Origin of the sequence: Pseudomonas wuhanensis, assembly GCF_030687395.1 — a bacterium.
In the GTDB taxonomy this organism is placed as follows: Bacteria; Pseudomonadota; Gammaproteobacteria; order Pseudomonadales; family Pseudomonadaceae; genus Aquipseudomonas; species Aquipseudomonas wuhanensis.
In genome coordinates this window covers 3,290,320-3,309,255 of record NZ_CP117430.1, presented here as the reverse complement: position 1 = coordinate 3,309,255, position 18,936 = coordinate 3,290,320, and the positions used below count along the sequence as shown (strand labels likewise).

General features: G+C 58.0%; 12 protein-coding genes and 2 pseudogenes. 6 read left to right on the top strand and 8 right to left on the bottom strand.

Annotation, left to right across the window (positions count from 1 at the left end):
- The first annotated feature begins 104 nt into the window (after positions 1-104).
- From PSH88_RS15200 to fabF, 3 genes and pseudogenes are all read left to right on the top strand, one after another.
- The gene (locus PSH88_RS15200) at positions 105-1,214 is read left to right on the top strand and encodes an efflux RND transporter periplasmic adaptor subunit (protein WP_305421317.1); all 1,110 of its coding nucleotides are present in this window, start codon (positions 105-107) and stop codon (positions 1,212-1,214) included.
- The gene (locus tag PSH88_RS15195; protein ID WP_305421315.1) at positions 1,211-4,360 is read left to right on the top strand and encodes an efflux RND transporter permease subunit; all 3,150 of its coding nucleotides are present in this window, start codon (positions 1,211-1,213) and stop codon (positions 4,358-4,360) included. Before PSH88_RS15200 ends, PSH88_RS15195 begins: the two co-directional genes overlap by 4 nt.
- Positions 4,361-4,418: 58 nt before the next feature.
- Positions 4,419-5,704 (top strand): annotated as a pseudogene (gene fabF, locus PSH88_RS15190) (beta-ketoacyl-ACP synthase II).
- 242 nt (positions 5,705-5,946) lie between these two features.
- Here fabF and PSH88_RS15185 read toward each other — a convergent pair.
- Positions 5,947-7,086, bottom strand: coding sequence for a lactonase family protein (locus tag PSH88_RS15185; RefSeq protein WP_305421313.1), 1,140 nt, complete (start codon positions 7,084-7,086; stop codon positions 5,947-5,949).
- 274 nt (positions 7,087-7,360) lie between these two features.
- Here PSH88_RS15185 and PSH88_RS15180 point away from each other — a divergent pair, with 274 nt between their 5' ends.
- The gene (locus PSH88_RS15180) at positions 7,361-8,662 is read left to right on the top strand and encodes an Nramp family divalent metal transporter (protein ID WP_305421312.1); all 1,302 of its coding nucleotides are present in this window, start codon (positions 7,361-7,363) and stop codon (positions 8,660-8,662) included.
- 45 nt (positions 8,663-8,707) lie between these two features.
- Here PSH88_RS15180 and PSH88_RS15175 read toward each other — a convergent pair whose 3' ends face one another.
- The 4 genes from PSH88_RS15175 to PSH88_RS15160 form a co-directional block, all read right to left on the bottom strand.
- Entirely contained in the window at positions 8,708-9,664 is a 957-nt protein-coding gene (locus tag PSH88_RS15175) for a 2-hydroxyacid dehydrogenase (protein ID WP_305421310.1), read from the bottom strand.
- Positions 9,665-9,697: 33 nt separating this feature from the next.
- Entirely contained in the window at positions 9,698-10,456 is a 759-nt protein-coding gene (locus PSH88_RS15170; protein WP_305421308.1) for an SDR family oxidoreductase, read from the bottom strand.
- Between the two features lie 38 nt (positions 10,457-10,494).
- Positions 10,495-11,187, bottom strand: a complete 693-nt coding sequence (locus tag PSH88_RS15165; protein WP_305421306.1) for a fumarylacetoacetate hydrolase family protein — start codon at positions 11,185-11,187, stop codon at positions 10,495-10,497.
- Positions 11,188-11,285: 98 nt separating this feature from the next.
- On the bottom strand, positions 11,286-12,635 hold the full coding sequence (locus PSH88_RS15160; protein WP_305421304.1) for an MFS transporter: 1,350 nt from the start codon (positions 12,633-12,635) through the stop codon (positions 11,286-11,288).
- 585 nt (positions 12,636-13,220) lie between these two features.
- On the opposite strand from PSH88_RS15160, the gene PSH88_RS15155 reads away from it, so the two are divergent.
- A complete protein-coding gene (locus PSH88_RS15155; protein WP_305421302.1) occupies positions 13,221-14,153 on the top strand; it encodes a helix-turn-helix transcriptional regulator in 933 nt (310 codons plus the stop codon).
- A gap of 8 nt (positions 14,154-14,161) precedes the next feature.
- Here PSH88_RS15155 and PSH88_RS15150 read toward each other — a convergent pair.
- The 3 genes and pseudogenes from PSH88_RS15150 to PSH88_RS15140 all read right to left on the bottom strand — a co-directional run.
- A pseudogene (locus tag PSH88_RS15150) lies at positions 14,162-14,302 on the bottom strand (VOC family protein); the annotation flags it as partial.
- Between the two features lie 493 nt (positions 14,303-14,795).
- Positions 14,796-16,064, bottom strand: coding sequence for a tyrosine-type recombinase/integrase (locus PSH88_RS15145; RefSeq protein ID WP_305427004.1), 1,269 nt, complete (start codon positions 16,062-16,064; stop codon positions 14,796-14,798).
- 153 nt (positions 16,065-16,217) lie between these two features.
- Positions 16,218-17,132, bottom strand: a complete 915-nt coding sequence (locus PSH88_RS15140; RefSeq protein ID WP_305483563.1) for a LysR family transcriptional regulator — start codon at positions 17,130-17,132, stop codon at positions 16,218-16,220.
- A gap of 269 nt (positions 17,133-17,401) precedes the next feature.
- Here PSH88_RS15140 and PSH88_RS15135 point away from each other — a divergent pair, with 269 nt between their 5' ends.
- Positions 17,402-18,424 carry a zinc-dependent alcohol dehydrogenase family protein gene (locus tag PSH88_RS15135; protein WP_305421300.1) on the top strand — a complete coding sequence of 341 codons (1,023 nt, stop codon included), beginning with the start codon at positions 17,402-17,404 and terminating at the stop codon, positions 18,422-18,424.
- Positions 18,425-18,936: the final 512 nt, after the last annotated feature.

Genomic DNA, 18,936 nt, shown 5'->3' with positions numbered 1-18,936 from the left:
GCTTAGGCCGAGGGGCTTGGCATTTCACAATGTGTGACCATTGACAGTAATGGTCACTAGGCTGAGAATGTGGCGCCTGTCCTATTTTTTAAGTAAGGGAACCTATGCGCCGGCTTCGATCTGTCCCCATTGCCGCTTGCTTGTTGCCTCTCGTCCTGACGGCGTGTGGCGACTCATCCACCGTTGAAGATCCACGCACGCAGGCCCCTCTGGTGAGGTCCTCTGCGGTTCAGGGTTCGTCCGACGTCTCGCGTTCTTTCACGGGCGTCGTGGCTGCCCGCGTCCAGGGCGACCTGGGCTTCCGGGTGTCAGGCAAGATACTTGAGCGTCTGGTTGACACCGGCCAGACCGTTAAACGTGGGCAGCCACTCATGCGCCTTGACCCAATCGACCTGGGGTTGCAGGCGCGAGCACAGCAAGAGTCGGTCATCGCCGCTCGGGCCCGTGCTAAGCAGACTGCAGATGACGAGGCGCGATATCGCGACCTGGTCGCCGCAGGTGCTATTTCTGCATCGACCTATGACCAGATCAAAGCCGCAGCGGATACCGCAAAGGCGCAGCTCAGCGCTGCTGAAGCGCAGGCTGATGTAGCCCGCAATGCTTCTGGTTATGCGGTGCTGTTTGCGGATTCCGACGGCGTAGTGGTAGAGACGCTCGCCGAGCCCGGACAAGTTGTCAGCCCGGGACAGCCCGTAGTTCGACTGGCGCGGGCAGGGCAGCGCGAAGCCATCGTGCACCTGCCCGAGACGTTGCGCCCCGCAGCAGGATCCACCGCGCAGGCGACGCTTTATGGCAATACCACGGGTGCTGTTACGGCGAAGCTGAGGCTGCTTTCTGACTCGGCCGACCGTATGACGCGTACCTTCGAGGCGCGTTATGTGCTTGAGGGCGCGCTGGCCAATGCACCGATAGGTTCGACCGTCACGCTTCGGATCGCTGAAAGCACCACGCAAGGGCAGGGGCTGCAAGTACCGATCGCTGCCGTTTATGACCCAGGCCAAGGCACTGGCGTGTGGGTCATCGCCGGTACACCGGCGAAAGTGACTTGGCGATCTGTTCAGGTCCTGGGCTTGAGCGACGACGCAGCGCGAGTCGCAGGCGATCTCAAGGTCGGCGAGCAGATCGTAGCGTTAGGCGCGCATCTGCTGCGCGATGGTGAGGAGGTAAGACTGGCTCAACCGGGTGACGTCAAGGTTGCCGGGAGTCATCCATGAGCGAGGGTCGTTTCAACCTGTCGGCGATCGCCGTTCGCGAGCGCTCCATCACGGTGTTTTTGATCTTCCTGATTGCTGTTGCGGGCATCCTGTCGTTCTTCCAGTTGGGACGCGCGGAGGATCCTCCATTTACGGTCAAGCAGTTGACTGTCATCACCGCGTGGCCGGGTGCTACTGCGCAGGAGATGCAGGATCAGGTAGCAGAGCCACTTGAAAAACGCCTGCAAGAACTGAAATGGTACGACCGCACGGAAACCTACACCCGTCCTGGCCTCGCCTTCACGATGGTGTCACTGCGCGATAGCACGCCGCCCGCGCAAGTGCAGGAGGAGTTCTATCAGGCGCGTAAAAAGCTCGACGATGAGGCCAGGAAGCTGCCGGCGGGTGTCATCGGGCCAATGGTCAACGACGAGTTTTCGGACGTGACATTTGCACTGTTCGCCCTGAAAGCCAAAGGCGAACCGCAGCGACTGTTGGTACGTGATGCAGAGTCGTTGCGCCAACAGCTGTTGCATGTGCCGGGCGTGAAGAAGGTCAACATTATTGGGGAGCAACCCGAGCGCATCTTTGTTTCCTTTTCCCATGATCGGCTGGCCACCTTGGGCGTATCGCCCCAGGACATCTTTGCCGCGCTGAATAATCAGAACGTGCTCACGCCTGCCGGTTCGATCGAAAGCGACGGGCCGCAGGTCTTTCTTCGGCTGGATGGCGCCTTCGATAAGGTGCAGAAGATTCGTGACACACCCATTGCGGTTCAGGGGCGGACGCTGAAGCTCTCGGACGTGGCGACGATCGAACGTGGTTATGAAGATCCGGCAACCTTTCTCGTGCGTAATAACGGTGAAGAGGCCTTGTTGCTGGGGATCGTGATGCGTGAGGGTTGGAACGGTCTTGACCTCGGCAAGGCGTTGGACGCGGAGACGGTCAAGATCAATGAAGGTATGCCGTTGGGCATGACGCTCTCCAAGGTCACCGATCAATCTGTAAATATCAGTTCGGCCGTCGGCGAGTTCATGGTCAAATTTTTCGTCGCGCTGCTTGTGGTGATGCTTGTCTGCTTTCTCAGCATGGGCTGGCGGGTAGGCGTTGTGGTCGCTGCGGCTGTACCGTTGACGTTGGCTGTGGTGTTTGTGGTGATGGCGGCCACTGGAAAGAACTTTGACCGTATCACCCTTGGCTCGTTGATTCTGGCGCTCGGACTGTTGGTGGACGACGCCATCATTGCTATCGAAATGATGGTGGTGAAAATGGAGGAGGGCTACGACCGCATCAAAGCTTCCGCGTACGCCTGGAGTCATACGGCCGCACCGATGCTTTCCGGTACGCTGGTGACGGCTATCGGCTTCATGCCCAACGGCTTCGCGCAGTCGACAGCCGGCGAGTACACCAGCAACATGTTCTGGATCGTGGGCATTGCCCTGATTGCCTCCTGGGTGGTTGCGGTAGCTTTTACCCCGTACCTGGGTGTGAAGATGTTGCCGAACATCAAGAAGGTCGAGGGTGGTCACGCGGCCATCTACAACACCCCTAACTACAACCGCTTCCGCCAGGTTTTGACGCGAGTCATTGCTCGCAAATGGCTGGTGGCCGGTAGTGTTATCGCAATGTTTGGCGTGGCGATTCTCGGCATGAGCCTGGTCAAAAAACAGTTCTTCCCTACCTCGGACCGTCCAGAGGTATTGATTGAAGTGCAAATGCCCTATGGAACCTCCATTGAGCAGACCAGTGCGACCACCGCCAAGATAGAGACCTGGCTGCAAAAGCAGGGTGAGGCAAAAATCGTCACGGCCTATATCGGGCAAGGCGCGCCGCGTTTCTATCTGGCGATGGCGCCGGAACTCCCTGATCCATCGTTCGCGAAAATTGTGGTGCTGACGGACAGCCAGGAGGAGCGCGAGGCCCTCAAGTTCCGTCTCCGCGAGGCCGCTGCTGAGGGACTTGCCCCAGAAGCGCGTGTCAGGGTGACTCAGCTTGTATTTGGTCCGTATTCTCCGTTCCCTGTTGCCTATCGGGTGATGGGGCCTGATCCGTCAAAGTTGCGCGAGATCGCGGGCCAGGTACAGGACGTGATGCAGTCGAGCCCGATGATGAGAACCGTCAACACTGACTGGGGGCCACTGACGCCGACGCTGCATTTCGCTCTGGATCAGGATCGCTTGGAGGCGGTGGGGTTGACGTCAAACTCAGTCGCGCAGCAACTGCAGTTCCTGTTGGCCGGAGTACCGATCACCGCAGTTCGTGAGGACATTCGCTCGGTGCAGGTGGTTGGTCGCGCAGCGGGTGATATCCGGCTCGATCCCGCCAAGATAGAAGGCTTTACGCTGGTGGGCTCGGCGGGTCAGCGGATTCCGCTGTCCCAGGTGGGAGAGGTCGATGTGCGTATGGAGGATCCGATCCTCCGACGTCGTGACCGCACGCCGACCATTACCGTGCGCGGCGACATTGCCGAAGGCTTGCAGCCACCGGACGTCTCGAGCGTGATCATGAAGGAGCTGCAACCGGTCATCGACCAGTTGCCTGACGGGTACCGGATCGAGCAGGCGGGTGCAATCGAGGAGTCGGGCAAAGCCGGTAAAGCGATGTTGCCGCTGTTCCCGATCATGATTGCCATGACGCTGCTGATCATTATTCTGCAGGTACGTTCGATCTCGGCGATGGTCATGGTGTTCCTCACCTCGCCACTGGGGTTGATTGGTGTGGTGCCGACACTGCTTATCTTCCAGCAGCCGTTTGGTATCAACGCTCTGGTCGGTCTAATCGCCCTTTCAGGCATTTTGATGCGCAATACGCTGATTCTGATTGGGCAAATCCATCACAACGCGCAAGAAGGGCTGGATCCGTTTCACGCGGTGGTCGAAGCCACGGTCCAACGTGCCCGCCCGGTACTGCTGACAGCGCTGGCGGCAATCCTGGCGTTCATTCCCCTGACACACTCCGTCTTCTGGGGGACGTTGGCCTACACGCTGATCGGAGGCACGTTCGTCGGAACCATCATGACGCTGGTATTCCTGCCAGCGATGTACTCCATCTGGTTCAAGATCCGTCCTGACCATACGGGGAAAACTGAACCAGCTAATAAGCAAGCAAGCCTGGTGGATAGGACGCCACCTCGTCCTCTCGACGTTCACCAAACCACAGAGCTTTAGCCGTAGGCCATAGCGTGCTGCTTTTAGTGGGCGTCGACTGAAAAATGAAGAGGGTTCAATGATTAATCTCGAAGGTCAAAAGCGAATCGTAGTCACGGGAGCAGGAATTGTCGGACCTCTGGAGTGGAAGAGGTCTGGCAGAGATTGCTGGCGGGGCGTTCTGGCATCCGTAATCTGCCCGACGATCTTGCTGAGGGTACAGGCGTTGCAGTAGGCGGCCAGGTGCCGTCCCTAGAAGATGATGCTATCGCGGGTTACGACCCTGAGCGCATCATTTCGGCCAAGGATCGCAAGAAGATGGATCGCTTTATCGAGTTTGCACTTGTGGCTGCGCACGAAGCTCTGGAGCAGGCGGGTTGGCATCCGACTGATGTCGCAGACCAGGAGCGGACAGCCACGATCATTGCATCGGGCGTAGGTGGGTTTGGCGCGATTGCCGACGCTGTGCGCACCACCGATGCGCGTGGTCCTCGCAGATTGTCGCCTTTCACTGCGCCGTCTTTTCTCGCCAACATGGCGGCCGGGCACGTATCCATTCGGCACGGTTTCAAAGGGCCTCTCGGCGCACCGATAACCGCTTGTGCTGCAGGGGTTCAGGCCATCGGCGATGCGGCCAGGCTCATCAGAAGTGGTGAGGCGGACATCGCCATATGCGGCGGTACCGAAGCTGCGATAGACCGTGTGACCCTGGGTTGTTTTGCTGCGGCCCGCGCGCTATCCACTGGTTTTGCCGAGCGTCCGCAGGAGGCATCACGTCCCTTTGATCGCGATCGTGACGGCTTCGTTATGTCTGAGGGGGCCGGGTTGCTTGTAATCGAGTCGCTGGAGCATGCCCTCTCACGTGGAGCCAAACCCTTGGCGGAACTGGTCGGCTATGGCACCAGCGCCGATGCCTATCACCTGACGGCAGGTCCGGAAGATGGCAGCGGCGCACGGCGCGCCATGGAGCAAGCACTGCGGCAGGCCGCTGTCAGTCCTGCGGACGTGCAACACATTAATGCGCATGCGACCTCCACTCCGGTTGGCAACAAAGGAGAGCTGGCGGCAATTCGTTCGGTGTTCGGGAGTGACTCTGGCGTGGCTATCAGCTCGACTAAGTCCGCCACAGGGCATCTTCTTGGAGCGGCCGGAGGCATTGAAGCCATCTTCACGGTATTGGCGCTTCGTGACCAGGTCGTGCCTCCCACGCTGAACCTGGTTAATCCCGATGAGGCGGCCGGCGGGCTCGATCTGGTCGGCTTGAAGTCCCGCACGATGTTGATAACGCACGCGCTCTCATATGGGTTCGGATTTGGTGGAGTTAACGCCAGCGTACTGTTCCGCCGCTGGGAACCTAAGTCTTGAGTGTGGCGCGTCTTCCACAGCTATCTGCAAGTTTTGAATGGCCGGTTGAATCCACAGCCGATTACTGCCCGTCGCATCCGGTAATTAACGGATAAAAACCAGCAGTCGAATGTGCCCGGAGAAACCCACGGCGATTCAAGGCAAACACCTTGCGGTACGTTTTATGGATGACCGCCAAACCATGGAGGTCGGAATGAGCCACCTCCCGACCTCCATGCGTCGCGCCTTTTTTCGCCCGAAGATTACTCCGCCGACGTTTGCAGTACCTCAACCCATAACGCACCTTTGCCCGATGCCGCTTCACCGACACGTTTCAAGGCGCCGTTGTTGCTGACCGCGTAAGTGCCGACTTTTTGGCTTTTCTCGCCAGTTACCAGCAACCAGCGCCCGTTGGGTGAAAAAGCGATATTGCGTGGCTGCTTCTCTTCCACCGGATAGTTCTCGAGAAAGCTCAAGCCGCCTGTCGAAGGGTTCACCGCGAATGCTGATACCGAACTGCTGGTGCGCTCGGTCATCAACAGTAGCGTGCCATCGGGCGAGATCCGCAGGTCCGCCGCCCAGATACGTGGTGTGGGGTCATCCTTCAAGTCGTTGTTACGGGAATCACGCACTTCGCCGTGAGCCAGTTTCAAACGCTCGGGAATGCCACTGGCAACGGCAATCTGAGTCAATGCGCCGGTGCTGTCATTGATTGAAAACGCTGTGACCGTGCCGCTCATTTCACCGACCACATACAGGTATTTTCCATTCGGGGAAAAGGCCAGGTGCCGAGGCCCGGTATTTTCCGGGACACTGACGTGGCCGTTGCCAATAGGGGAGAGCGCGCCGGTTTTGGCATCAAGGCGATATTGCAGCACCTGGTCCGCGCCAAGATTGCCCACGTAGGCAAAACGGTTGCTCGGGTCAGTACGAACCGAATGCGCATGCGGGCCTGTCTTGTAGCTCAGGATGCTGGCAGAAGGCTGATAGGCCTTGTCGATGGCCTGAACGCTGACGGTGTCGGCACCATAGGATGCGCCGAGCAGATAGCGTCCTTTTCTATCGGTAGACAGGTAAGCCATGCTTTCTGCCAGGGGCGCTTTGGACAGAGGAGTCAGATGTCCGCTCTTGGGATCTATGCTGTAGCCCAGCACCTGAAACGGCTTGACCCGCAAGGCGGCAAACAACACTTTGCTGTCAGGGGTGATGGCCATGGGGTTGACCTGATCACCGGCGTTGACCTGTTCAATCAGGCTCAACGCGCCGTTGTTCTGGTCAAGGCGATACTGGGAAATCAGACCGTCTCCCGGGCTCGATATATAGGCAAAAGTGGCGGCATTGGCTTGCAGGCTGAGGCCGTAGACAACGGCAGCGGCAGCGGCCAAGAGAAGGGGTTTATTCACGGGTGATCCTTTATTTTTATGGCGTGGTCGGTCATCCTATGACTGTGCTTACGCCACATCAATCGCTGTTTTTCTCAAATTGGAAAGATGCGTCGTGGCCAAGGCGCAGTGTTTGCTTGACCTTGGTCCGGTTCGGTGCTATTCACGCAGCCCGACGCTCACCCGAGTTTGAAACATTTCTAAACACACTCGCTCAAGAATTGTTGTACGACGTCGTATCTACTATGTTCGACTGCGCTCGTTCTCACAAAAAAAATAAATGGAGATACCCTCTATGACGAGCATTCCTTCCGTCGAAGGCCAGGCTGCGGTGCCCGCACAAAATCGATTTTCCCGAATACTCAAACTGCTGGGCCCCGGAATCATCGCCGTACTGTCCTGGCTGGGCGCAGGTGACCTGATCACGTCGTCCGTGGCCGGTGCCAATTACGGTTACGCAATGATGTGGGTGCTGGCGGTCTCTCTGCTCTTGAGATACCTGATCGTCAACATCATCGCTCGCTTCCAGTTGTGCAATAACCAGGGCATGACCATCCTGCAAGGCTATGCGCAGCTGAATCCCTTTTTCGCCTGGTTCATGCTTGTCTACGCCCTGTTGATGGGGCACTTGATGAACGCCTACATGATCAAGGGGGCGGGTGAGTCGCTGGCGATGCTGTTGAAAATCGACCAGCCCCTGCTGTGTTCACTGGCGGTGGTACTCGCTGTGTGGATGCTGGTGGGTCGTAATATTTATTCGATGATCGAAGGCGTGATGAAGGTGCTGCTGGCGATCATGACCCTGGCCTTTATCGCCTTGGCCGTGATGTCCGGCCCCGATGTCGTCGGCATCGTCAAAGGCACCATCGGCTTCAGCATCCCGCCGGATGAAGGCGTGCATGGCGCGCTGCTGGTGGCGGTATCGGTTATCGGCGCGGTTGCAGGCTCCATTGCCAACTTCGTGCATCCGTATGTCATGCGCCAAAAGGGCTGGGTAGGGCCGCAACACAAGCGTGTTCAACGTAACGATTTGCTGTTTGCGGTGTTCGTCGGGATCGTCATCAACCTCGCCATCTGGATCGTCGGCGCGGAAATCCTGCGTCCCAATGGTATCGAGGTAAAAACCCTGGGCGACCTGGGCAAGGCCTTGGAAATCTTCTTCGGTCCGATTGGTTGGTATGTGTTCTTCATCGGCGTGTTCGCGACACTGTTTGCCAGTATTTCCGGTAAGACCACGGCGTTCCCGATGCTGATTACCGATGCTTTCCAACACGTTCTCCCCAAGCGTCGCGAGAAGTACGGAAAAGAGTTTCACCATGATCCGATGCATAAATGGTTCATGCTGTTCATCCTCGTGACGCCATTGATCTGGTCGCTGCCAGGCATGCCGGATTTCGTGACCCTGACCATTGGTGTCAGCGCGTTGAACATCATTGGCTTACCGGTCATTTCCCTGGGCCTGCTGATCATGTCCAACCAGAAGTCGCTGCTGGACAAGAAGTATCGCAACAACCTGTTTGAAAACATCGCGCTGCTCTTTGCGACAGGCCTCGCGCTGTGGGTCGCCTTCCAGTTGGGCGTCGATCTGTTTACCTGACACCGAGCCGCCGAGGGGACGCAACGTCTCCTCGGCGGCCAACGTTCAGTCAGTCACAGACCCCTGCGGTATTCTCCCGGCGAAACTGTCCACCAGGCTCGCCACCACCATCACGCCCATCCGCGTGCGGGTCTGCAGCGTCGCACTCGCGCGATGGGGCTGCAGTACCACTTTCTCGTTGGCAAACAGTGTCTCGGGGACGTTCGGTTCATCGACAAACACATCCAGCGCCGCACCCGCGATCTCACCGGCGGCAAGCGCTGCCACCAGATCGACCTCGTTGACCAGCTTGCCCCGCGCCACGTTGATCAGATACCCGTCCTTGCCCAGCGCCTGCAGTACCTCGGCATTGATGATGGCTTCAGCCTTGTCGGCAGCGGCCGCGAGAATCAGTGCATCACTGTCGCGGGCCAGTTGGCTCAAGTCGGCGATGAAGGTGTGGTTCACGTCGCTCATTGGTTGCAAATCGGTGTAGCTGATCGGGCAACCGAACGCCGCGGCGCGGGTCGCCACTGCACGGCCGACCCGTCCCATGCCGACGATGCCGATGCGCATGCCGGACACTTGGCGCGCCAACGGCAACGGGGCCAACGGTGTCGGGCTATGGGGCCATTGGCCCGAACGCACGTACCGATCACTGGTGCACAGACCCCGGCACACGGCAATCAACAAGCCGATGGCCAGGTCGGCGACATCTTCGGTCAGCGCGCCGATGGTCGCGGTCACGCGGATCCCGCGGTCCCTGGCGTATGCCAGATCCACCGCATCGGTGCCCACGCCGTTGACCGCCACCACTTCCAGCTTGGGCAGTTGCGCCATGAGTGTCTGACTGATGCCGGTATGCCCGCCGGTGATCACCCCGCGAATGTTCGCGCCGTGTTCCTGCAAATAAGCCTGCTTGTCGGCCTGCTGGAAGTAGCGTCTGACGGTAAACAGCTCATCGAGCCGCGCGTTGATGTCGGGGATCAGGATCGGGCTGAGCTGCAAGACTTCTGGCTTCATGTAAACCTCGTGTAACGGAATAAAAAGGCCGGTTCAACCGCGACCGGCAAACGGCATGGCGCTGGCCATGACGGTCATGTTCAGGACGTTCGCCTCCAGCGGCAGGCCGGCGATGTAGCGCACGGCATCGGCCACGTGCTTGACGTCCACCATCGGCTCCACGGCGATGGTGCCGTTCGCCTGGCGCACGCCTTTGGTCATGCGCACCGACATTTCGGTCAGGGCGTTGCCGATGTCTATCTGGCTGCAGGCGATGTTGAATTCGCGCCCGTCCAGGGCCAGGGATTTGGTCAGCCCCAGCACCGCGTGTTTACTGGCGGTGTAGGCGCTGCTGAACGGTCGTGGGGTGTGGGCGGAGATCGAGCCGTTATTGATGATTCGCCCGCCCTGTGGCTGTTGCCGGCGCATCAGTGCGAAGGCTCCACGGGCGCAGAGGAAAACGCCGTTGAGGTTGGTGTCGATCACGTTGCGCCACTGCTCGAACGTCAGCTCATCGAGCGGCACGGCAGGGGCGTTGACCCCGGCGTTGTTGAACACCACATCGAGGCGTCCGTAGACCTCGGTGATGGTGGCAAACAGCGCATCGACACTGGCCGGGTCGCGCACATCAGTGGGCACCGCCAACGCTTCGTGTCCTTCGCTGAGCGCCCATTCGATCAATGCCTGCAATGGCTCCGGTCGGCGTCCGGCCAATACCAGGGTGAACCCGTCGGCCATTAGCGCCAGGGCCACGGCGCGGCCGATTCCACTACCGGCGCCGGTGACCAGGGCTACTTTCAAAGGACTGTTCATGTGTTTCTCCTTGTTATTCGAGAGGGCGTGTGTCGGGTTCAAGGTCGCTGGCCGACGCGCATTTCCAGTTGGCCGATGCCGTCGATCCCGGCGTTGATGATGTCGCCTGGTTGCAGCGCATCGACGCCTGCCGGGCTGCCGGTCATGATCAGATCGCCGGCCCGGAGCGCCACCGACTGAGAGATCCGGCTGATGATTTCACTGACTGACCAGATCTGGCTGTCGAGGCTGTCGCGTTGGCGTTCTTCGCCGTTGACGTTCAGCCACAACTCGCCGTCCGGGTGTCCGGCGCGAGTCACTGGCACGATGGCGGTCATCGGCGCGGCGCCGTCGAACACTTTGGCACCTTCCCACGGCAAACCATTGCTTTTGGCCGTGCGCTGGACATCACGACGGGTCAGGTCAAGACCGACGGCATAGCCCCAGACATAGGCCCGCGCCTGACTCTCCGGAATATTGGCGCCGCCTTCACCGATGGCCACGACCAATTCGATTTCGTGGACAAACTCTTCGGTCAACGGCGGGAAAGTCACTTCACCCGCCGCATCCACCACGTTGCTCGCCGGTTTCATGAAGAACACTGGCGGCTGGCGGGACTGGCCTTGGGTGTCTGGCCAAGGGTAGTTGCGGCCGACGCAAAATACCCGGCCAACGGGAAAGCGCTGCTGGCTGCCGGCAACCGGCAAGGTCACGGGTAGATCCGGGGTAAACACATACTCAGTCATCGTCATTTTTGTAGTCGTCCTGTTAGAAGCGTCAGCGTACGGCGGCAATCTTTTGCGAAGTTGGACGAATGCCGCCTCGTGTTGGAGAAAAACGGTTTCTTGGCTCAGCGCGCCTTGAGTTCGATGCGATACAAGCGACCGAGCAGCAACGAATAGGACAAGGTCCCCATCAGCGCCACACCCCCAATGAACCAGAAGGCGTAGGCAAACGAGCCTGTCGCGTGGACGATGCCGCCAATCACAATCGGGGTAACGATCCCGCCGATGTTGGCTGCCAGGCTGGTGACCCCGCCGGTCAGTCCGATCAATTCCTTGGGCGCGACTTCCGACACCGCCGCCCACGACGACGAAGCGATTCCCTGGGCGAAGAAGGCAATGGTCAGCACCGCAATGCAGATCACGTTCGAGTCGGTGAAATTCACCAGCACGATCGACATGCCCAGCATCGAGCCGACCACCAATGGCAACTTGCGGGCAAAGGACATTGAGTAACCACGGCGAATCAGCAGATCGGAGATGATGCCGGCGAGCAAGATGCCGACCGTTGCACCCACGAACGGCAACACGGCGAAGACCCCGGCCTTGATCATGGTCAGCTTGCGTTCTTCGATCAGGTACGTCGGGAACCAAGTCAGGAAGAAGTACAACGCCGAGGTGCTGGCGAACTTGCCGATGCAAATCGCCCAGATCTGCCGATAGCTGAACAACTCGGCGATCTGCCGCCAGTTGAACTTGGTGCGCTCCTGACTGCTCTTGACCAGTCCACCCCCGGCTTCGATGTACTTCAATTCTTCCTGGCTGACGTTCTTGCAGCTCAGCGGATCACGGTACAAGTAGAGCCAGATCACACCGAACACAATGCCGAGCAGCCCGGTACTGTAGAACACATGACGCCAGTCATAGGTCGTGGCCAGCCATAACAGCACACCGGTAAACAGTGCCGTGCCCAGATACTGGCCGCACACGTAAATGCTGCTGGCAAGGCCTCGTTCGCGGGCCGGGAACCACACCGTGACCGCTCGGCTGTTGGCCGGAAATGCTGGAGCTTCCATGGCGCCGACGGCCAGGCGCAGCCCGAACAGCGAAGCGAATCCTGTGGCAAAGCCTTGGCACACGGTAACCGTCGACCAGCTGATCAGTGATACACCGTAGGTGAACCGGGAACCGAAGCGATCGGCGATGAACCCGGCGGGGACCAGGGCGAGTGCGTAGGTCCAGGCAAACGCGGAAAAAATCAGGCCCATTTCGATCTTGTCCAGGCCCAGATCCTTGGCCATGAACGGTGCGGCAATCGAGATATTTACGCGGTCGATGTAGTTGATGATGGTCGCAATCAGCAGCAATGACAGCATGAACCAGCGCCGCCGCGTCGGTAGTCGCTGAGGCAACAGGGCGTCCCGGGCGCCGGCGCTCACCGACGGCGCGGTGGACGGAGAGGTTTGCGAGTTCGACATGAGTAGACCTTTTTATTGTTAGAAGAATCGAGATGTTCGCGCGCAGCCGAAGCCGATGCCCCGAGTGTCGGGGCAGAGCAATCGCTACTTGAATGAGAGGCGCGGACAGCCGCTGTCAGGCGCTCAGATACGCCTTCGGATCGGCTCGATCGGGGGAGGGTTGGCGAGGGAAAAAAGCAGGTTCATCACGAGCGCACCTTTTGATTGTTTTTGGAAGGGTCGGGCTGCATTGGTTGTTACAGTGGTCGTACAACCTCTCAAAATCAACGGAGGCGTTAGATCGTTTTTTCTCCTGTAAAAGGCGATCAATGCAGGTGTCCAAGAAAAATCAAATCAGCTCATTTCCTTCGTTATGCTTTATTCGATTCATAAGTTGATGTTTTTAAGAGATTAAATATTTTTGCGTGCTCGTAGTTTTTTGGACAGACGACACATCACACACGGATACAATTAATTCTCTGTATTTCGCTGTCATCCTATGACGTGTTGAAGCCAGCGGTGTCTGCCTTCACAATCACCGAGGTCGCCGCCTGCGTCGCGGCGCGATGACAACCTGTCCATGTACCTGTCGAGGATCCTCAGGCGATGTCGTCACCGAGTCGAGTACCCACTTACGGCATGCAACAACGCAGCGAATTGACGGACTTTTACATCCGCGACAAAAAGGGCCGGCGCGCCGAAACCAGCCCGCATCGCCATGAGTATTTCCAGATCCAGGTCAACCTCGGTGGCGATACCGTGCAGCACATCGGCAACGTCGAACGTCCGTTTCCGCGCAATACGCTGGCCTTCATCCTGCCGCATCGCGTGCACGTGATTCCGCATCCGGCAGACAGCAACTTCATGGTGATCAATTTTTCCCAGACCTTCCTGCTGCCGCATTTGCAGTGCGACCCGATGGATCTGGAGGAAGTCTCGATTCTCCTGGCACCCGAGTTGTCGCCGTTCCGCTTCCAGGAACATCTGGATTTCATTCTGGGCGATGAGGACTTCCGTAAAGTATGCGGCTTGATCGAACAGATGCGAGTCCTGGATGAGAACCGTCAGTTTGGCACCCGCGAAATGCTCAAGGGGTTGTTGTTGCAACTGGTGGGGAGTGTTTGTGCCTTGTATGCCGAGCCGCTCAAACGGTTGGCCGAAGAGAATGCCGCCGAAGTCAGCCGACGCGATGCGCTGAGCAGGATGTCCGAGTACTTGCGCAAGAATATTGCCGACCCCGATCTCAACCTGATCAAGGTGGCTGCTGCGACTTACCTGTCACCGACGTATCTGACGCACTGGTTGCGCAAGGAAATCGGCAAGACCTTCACTGAGCTGGTGCTCGAGCGCAGGATGCACGCGGCACGCAATTATCTGCTCAATGGGACACGACCGGTGGGGGAGGTGGCGAGGTTGTGCGGTTTCGCTGACGAGGCTTATTTCTCCCGACGCTTTCGCCAGATACATGGCCAGCCACCTGGGCAATTCAGACGTCAGCAACTTAATCCCGATACTCCGCAGTCACCGTCCAACACGTGATCGACAGCTGTGCGCAGGCTCGCACGGGCCAATGGCTCTCCGTTTTCGTCTTCTAGCTGAACACCGGCGACTATCAGTTCGTCATAGGCCTTCTCAATGTCCGGGGGCGAATAGCAGTGGCGATATATCATCTCCTCACCCGAGGAGTCAGTGAAAGACAAGGCCGCGATCGCCTGGCCACTCCAGGACGCGCCTTACGGATCAAAGGAGTTTGGTATCTGCGATTGCAATGGCTACTACCTTGTGTTCAAGCAGATTTCGGTAGCCAGAAAAAGCGTTGAGCCTTCTCGCTATTCGGAGCGTCAGTGCGGCTATCAATGACGGTGAGTGACTGCTTTTGGCTGTGGATTCAATCGGTCCATGCAACAGATTTGCTAAATCGTTCAGCGGACGCTTCTCGATGCTGAACCTGCGTAACTGACGTCTTCAGTTTGATAACAATGTTCAAATGGCTTGAAGCAGAACCCAGTAGCTTGCCTTGGGATTTCTCCTTTTTTGCTCTTGAAACGCCCCAAAAACAAGTCCTGAATCGAGTCTTTTCCTGCTTTGGAGAGAAAAGAAACCCCTTAGATTTCAATGGGTCGGACGCTGGATGAGAGTTTCGTTTCCCACTCCAATCTCTTGATTGTTTTCACTGTATCGTCAATCTGTCTTCACTCGCGCCGCGTTTTGCCGCAACTGGTCTAGGTAGTTTGCCCATTGTTGAGCAGCCTCCCGGCGCTGCACCAGCAGTTGAGCACGCGCATACACAGCGCCCAGCGCCCCTGGCATTCGGTGGGATAATGACAGTTCGAGCACGATGGGATCGATACCCAAGTGCTCGTGGGCAATGGTCCGGTAGGTGGCACGAAAGCCGTGTGCAGTGATGTCGTACTCCGGCCAGATACGCTGAAATGACTTGAGCATGGAGGTCGGATTGATTGGTCGACCCGGATAGACCGGCGAGACGAACACCCAGCCTTTGCCCTCTGCATCCACCACGCGGGTTTTATGTGGCTCGCGCAACAGGACGAGAGCTTGCTCGGGTAAAGGCACGATGTGCTTGCTCTTGTCTAAGTGCTGGGTCTTGCTGACCACGTAACGCCAATCGGCACCCACCAAGTCAACGTCTTCCCAACGCATCTGCACCAGTTCGCCAGGGCGGACCGGCAACATCACCAGCAGGCGCATCGCGGTGGCAACGCTGCCGTCGTTGCAATCATCCAGGCGTAGAAGCAACCTTCCCAAATCCGCTGGCCTTTCGATCGCTGGATTGCTGGTCACGACATGGCGGATTTTCAACTCCTCAATGTTACTAAGCGCCACATTGCGTTCCACCCATCCGCGCCCCTCGGCAAAGCCCAGGACGGCACGGATGATGGTACGCACGCGCCGGGCCATGGCCATGGTGCGCTGGCGGCGCAACTCCGTAATGATTGTGGTGATGTGCTCCAGCTTGATCTCGCTAACCGGTTTTTTACCAATCGCGGGCAAGATGTGGTTGTTCAGCGCTCCGTTAAACCCCGAGATGGATTTGGTCACCAGTTCGGCCGACTTGAATGACAACCATTGCTCGGCCACGTACGCGAAGGTGCGCTCTTCATTAAGCAACTGTGCCTCGATTTTGGCGGTCTTGGCCTTGAGCGGGGCGGTGTGATTAGCCACGTCGCGCCGCGCGCCGCGAGCAATGTCGCGAGCCTCCTTCAGGCCGATATCGGGGTAAGCGCCGATGGAGAAGCGGTTTTCCTTGCCGTGCAGTCGATACTTCAAGCGCCAGAACTTGGAGGGGGCTTTGCCGGCCTTGCTCGACGCCCTCACCTCCAAGTAGAGACCAGGGACTTCGCCGTCAGCGTGTTTGCCGGGTTCGGTCAGCGAGCGGATCAAGGCATCGCTGAGTTTTCGTTTGAAAACAGCCGCATTATCTGGGGGCATCGGTGGGGGCATCCTTTTTAAGGATCCGAAATTTGCCCCCAATTATGCCCCCATAAGCTGTGGAATCCATTGGATTTAGACAGGCGGCAGTAGACTGAAATTACCAATAAGTTATTGTTATATAACAATTATATGGAGCTTGGTGGAATTCCATTACAAGCTATCGGGGTCCCCGAAGAACATCTGAATCCGCGACCTTAACCAACGCTCACCCGGATCATTATCCTGCGACCCACGCCAAGCCATGTGCAGCTCAAAACTGCGCACCGGCAACGGCGGATCCTCTGCCCGAACACCACCGGCGGCGGTCAACGCTTCAGCGGTGTAGTCCGGGACGGTAGCCACGATATCGGTTCCGCTGATCAGCGTGCTCAACCCATTGAACTGCGGCACTGCCAGCACCACATGCCGTTTTCGCCCCAGCTTCTCGAGCTCTTCATCTATAAAGCCGCTCAGGTCGCCCGCGAACGAAACCAAAGCGTGGGGGCGGGCGCAGAAATCATCCAGGCTCAATGGGCCCGGCACCGTGTCGGCCCGCAACAATTTCGGCATGCTGCGACGCAGTACTTTGCGCTTGGCGTTGGCCGGCAGGTCGGCGGTGTAGCTGACGCCGATGGAAATTTCGCCCGACGCCAGCAGGCTCGGCATCAGGATGTAGTTGGCCCGACGCACCACCAGCACGATCCCCGGCGATTCCGCGCGCAAACGCTTGAGCAGCATCGGCAGCAGCGCGAATTCAACATCATCCGACAGACCGATGCGGAATACCGTGGTGCTGGTCGCCGGGTCGAATTCCGCCGCACGGCTGACCGCGGTGGAAATCGAATCCAGGGCCGGCGAGAGCAGGGCGAAGATTTCCACCGCCCGGGCGGAAGGCTCCATGCTGCGGCCGGTACGCACGAACAACGGGTCATCGAACAGCCCGCGCAGGCGCGAGAGCGCCGCACTGATGGCCGGCTGGCCGAGGAACAATTTCTCCGCAGCGCGGGTCACGCTGCGTTCGTGCATCAGTGTTTCGAAAACGATCAACAGGTTCAGGTCGACACGACGCAGGTCATTACGATTCATCTGGAGTCCTGGCAGATTCAGCAAACTTGACGTGAGCGGCTATATGAGAAGAATGGCCGGCATGAATCTTACGGGCAAAGACTGGTACTCTGCACAGGGTAATTCAGTTTTTTCTGAAAGGCTGCTTCGGTTTTTTACGGCATTGGATGATGTCGCCGTCGCTGCGGAATCAATGACAGGCATGTCGACTATTAATAGCCACTGATGGTCTTGGGTAGAAAGCCCAGATAGAGTTCGGGGCATTAGAGGTTAATTTGACGAGGTTTGCGATGTCCCGCACGATCCGTTTTCACAAGTTTGGTCCAGCCGAGGTGCTCAAATGCGAAGAGCATGCGGCCGCTCTGCCTGCGCCGGGCGAAGTGCAGGTGCGCGTCGAAGCGATAGGCATCAGTTGGTACGACATTCTGTGGCGCCAGAACCTGGCCTCGTCCCATGCTCGTCTGCCTTCAGGCCTGGGTCATGAAATGGCCGGTGTGGTCACGATGGTCGGCGAGGGCGTTGATGACCTGGCCGTCGGTGACAAGGTCGCCAGCTTCCCGGCCGAGAGTCCCAACGACTACCCGGTTTATGGCGAACAGATCGTTCTGCCGCGCTCGGCGCTGACCCGCTACCCGGACGTACTCAGCCCGATCGAAGCCAGCGTGCACTACACGCCGCTATTGATCGCTTATTTTGCCTACACCGACCTGGCGCGAGTCAAACCTGGGCAATTTGCGCTGGTGACCGACGCCAGCCACTGCGCCGGTCCGTCGTTCGTGCAATTGGGCAAAGCCCTCGGTGTGCGAGTGATTGCTGCGACCAAAACTTCGGATGAGCGTGAGTATCTGCTGTCCCTGGGCGCCGAAAAAGTCATCGTCACCGAAGAACAGGATCTGCTGATGCAGATCAACAAGATCACCGATAACCGCGGCGTCGATGTGGTGTTCGATGGCCTTGGCGGACCGCAGATGTCACTGCTCGGTGATGTGCTGGCGCCTCGCGGCAGCCTGGTGCTCTATGGTCTGCAAGGGGGGAACCAGACGCCATTCCCGGCCTGTGCGGCGTTCCAGAAGAACATTCAGTTCTTCGTACACTGCATCGGCAACTTCACCGGCAAGCCGGAGCTGGGCATCATCCAGGATCAGGCCGCACTGCAACGTGCCCTGCGCGACATCAACCAGTTGACCGCGGACCATGTGCTGCTGCCGCTCAAAACCCGGGTGTTCCCGTTTTCCGAATTTGTCGAAGCCCACCGCTATATGGACGAATGCCCATGTCGCGAACGGGTCGCCCTACAGGTCGAACCTGCCTGAGCCCTTTCTCTGCAGAGTCCGTGAAAGCACGGACTCTTCTGCTGGCAGTCACTCCCAAATGAGACGTCCATCGATCTGTCGGTGGGCCGGTTCAGCAACTGAACTGGTTTTTGCTCTCAATCTGTGTCTTCTAATCATTATATAAGCCCTGATAATTGAATGATTAATTTCATCTCAAGGAAAGAGTCATGGCCGAGTATCAGCCTGAAACTCCTCAATGCGCGCCGGCAATATATGCTCAACAAATAATGCAGCGCCGCTCAGTTGTCTTACATTCATGGACAACTTCTTTCTTTATTTCTTGTGCTAAGTGTCTGTGGGACGCTGTCGGAAATTTCCTAGGAAAACGCTTGGGGGCGCAAGACGCCCGCTCTCCGGGGTGTTGCGCCGATCTTGATCTCCTTGGGGTACCTGCAACGTTCAATCATTTCAAATAATTACACAATGCTTAAGTGCTAGCATTTGAATAACGGCACTGGCACTCCATTCATGACAAACAACTTGTTGCGCAA

Excerpts from the sequence above, each read along its gene's own strand:
- PSH88_RS15180 (WP_305421312.1), top strand. The coding sequence starts at position 7,361 with ATGACGAGCATTCCTTCCGTCGAAGGCCAGGCTGCGGTGCCCGCACAA.
- PSH88_RS15140 (WP_305483563.1), bottom strand. The coding sequence starts at position 17,132 with ATGAATCGTAATGACCTGCGTCGTGTCGACCTGAACCTGTTGATCGTT.
- PSH88_RS15170 (WP_305421308.1), bottom strand. The coding sequence starts at position 10,456 with ATGAACAGTCCTTTGAAAGTAGCCCTGGTCACCGGCGCCGGTAGTGGA.
- PSH88_RS15200 (WP_305421317.1), top strand. The coding sequence starts at position 105 with ATGCGCCGGCTTCGATCTGTCCCCATTGCCGCTTGCTTGTTGCCTCTC.
- PSH88_RS15135 (WP_305421300.1), top strand. The coding sequence starts at position 17,402 with ATGTCCCGCACGATCCGTTTTCACAAGTTTGGTCCAGCCGAGGTGCTC.
- PSH88_RS15175 (WP_305421310.1), bottom strand. The coding sequence starts at position 9,664 with ATGAAGCCAGAAGTCTTGCAGCTCAGCCCGATCCTGATCCCCGACATC.
- PSH88_RS15195 (WP_305421315.1), top strand. The coding sequence starts at position 1,211 with ATGAGCGAGGGTCGTTTCAACCTGTCGGCGATCGCCGTTCGCGAGCGC.
- PSH88_RS15155 (WP_305421302.1), top strand. The coding sequence starts at position 13,221 with ATGTCGTCACCGAGTCGAGTACCCACTTACGGCATGCAACAACGCAGC.
- PSH88_RS15145 (WP_305427004.1), bottom strand. The coding sequence starts at position 16,064 with ATGCCCCCAGATAATGCGGCTGTTTTCAAACGAAAACTCAGCGATGCC.
- PSH88_RS15160 (WP_305421304.1), bottom strand. The coding sequence starts at position 12,635 with ATGTCGAACTCGCAAACCTCTCCGTCCACCGCGCCGTCGGTGAGCGCC.
- PSH88_RS15165 (WP_305421306.1), bottom strand. The coding sequence starts at position 11,187 with ATGACGATGACTGAGTATGTGTTTACCCCGGATCTACCCGTGACCTTG.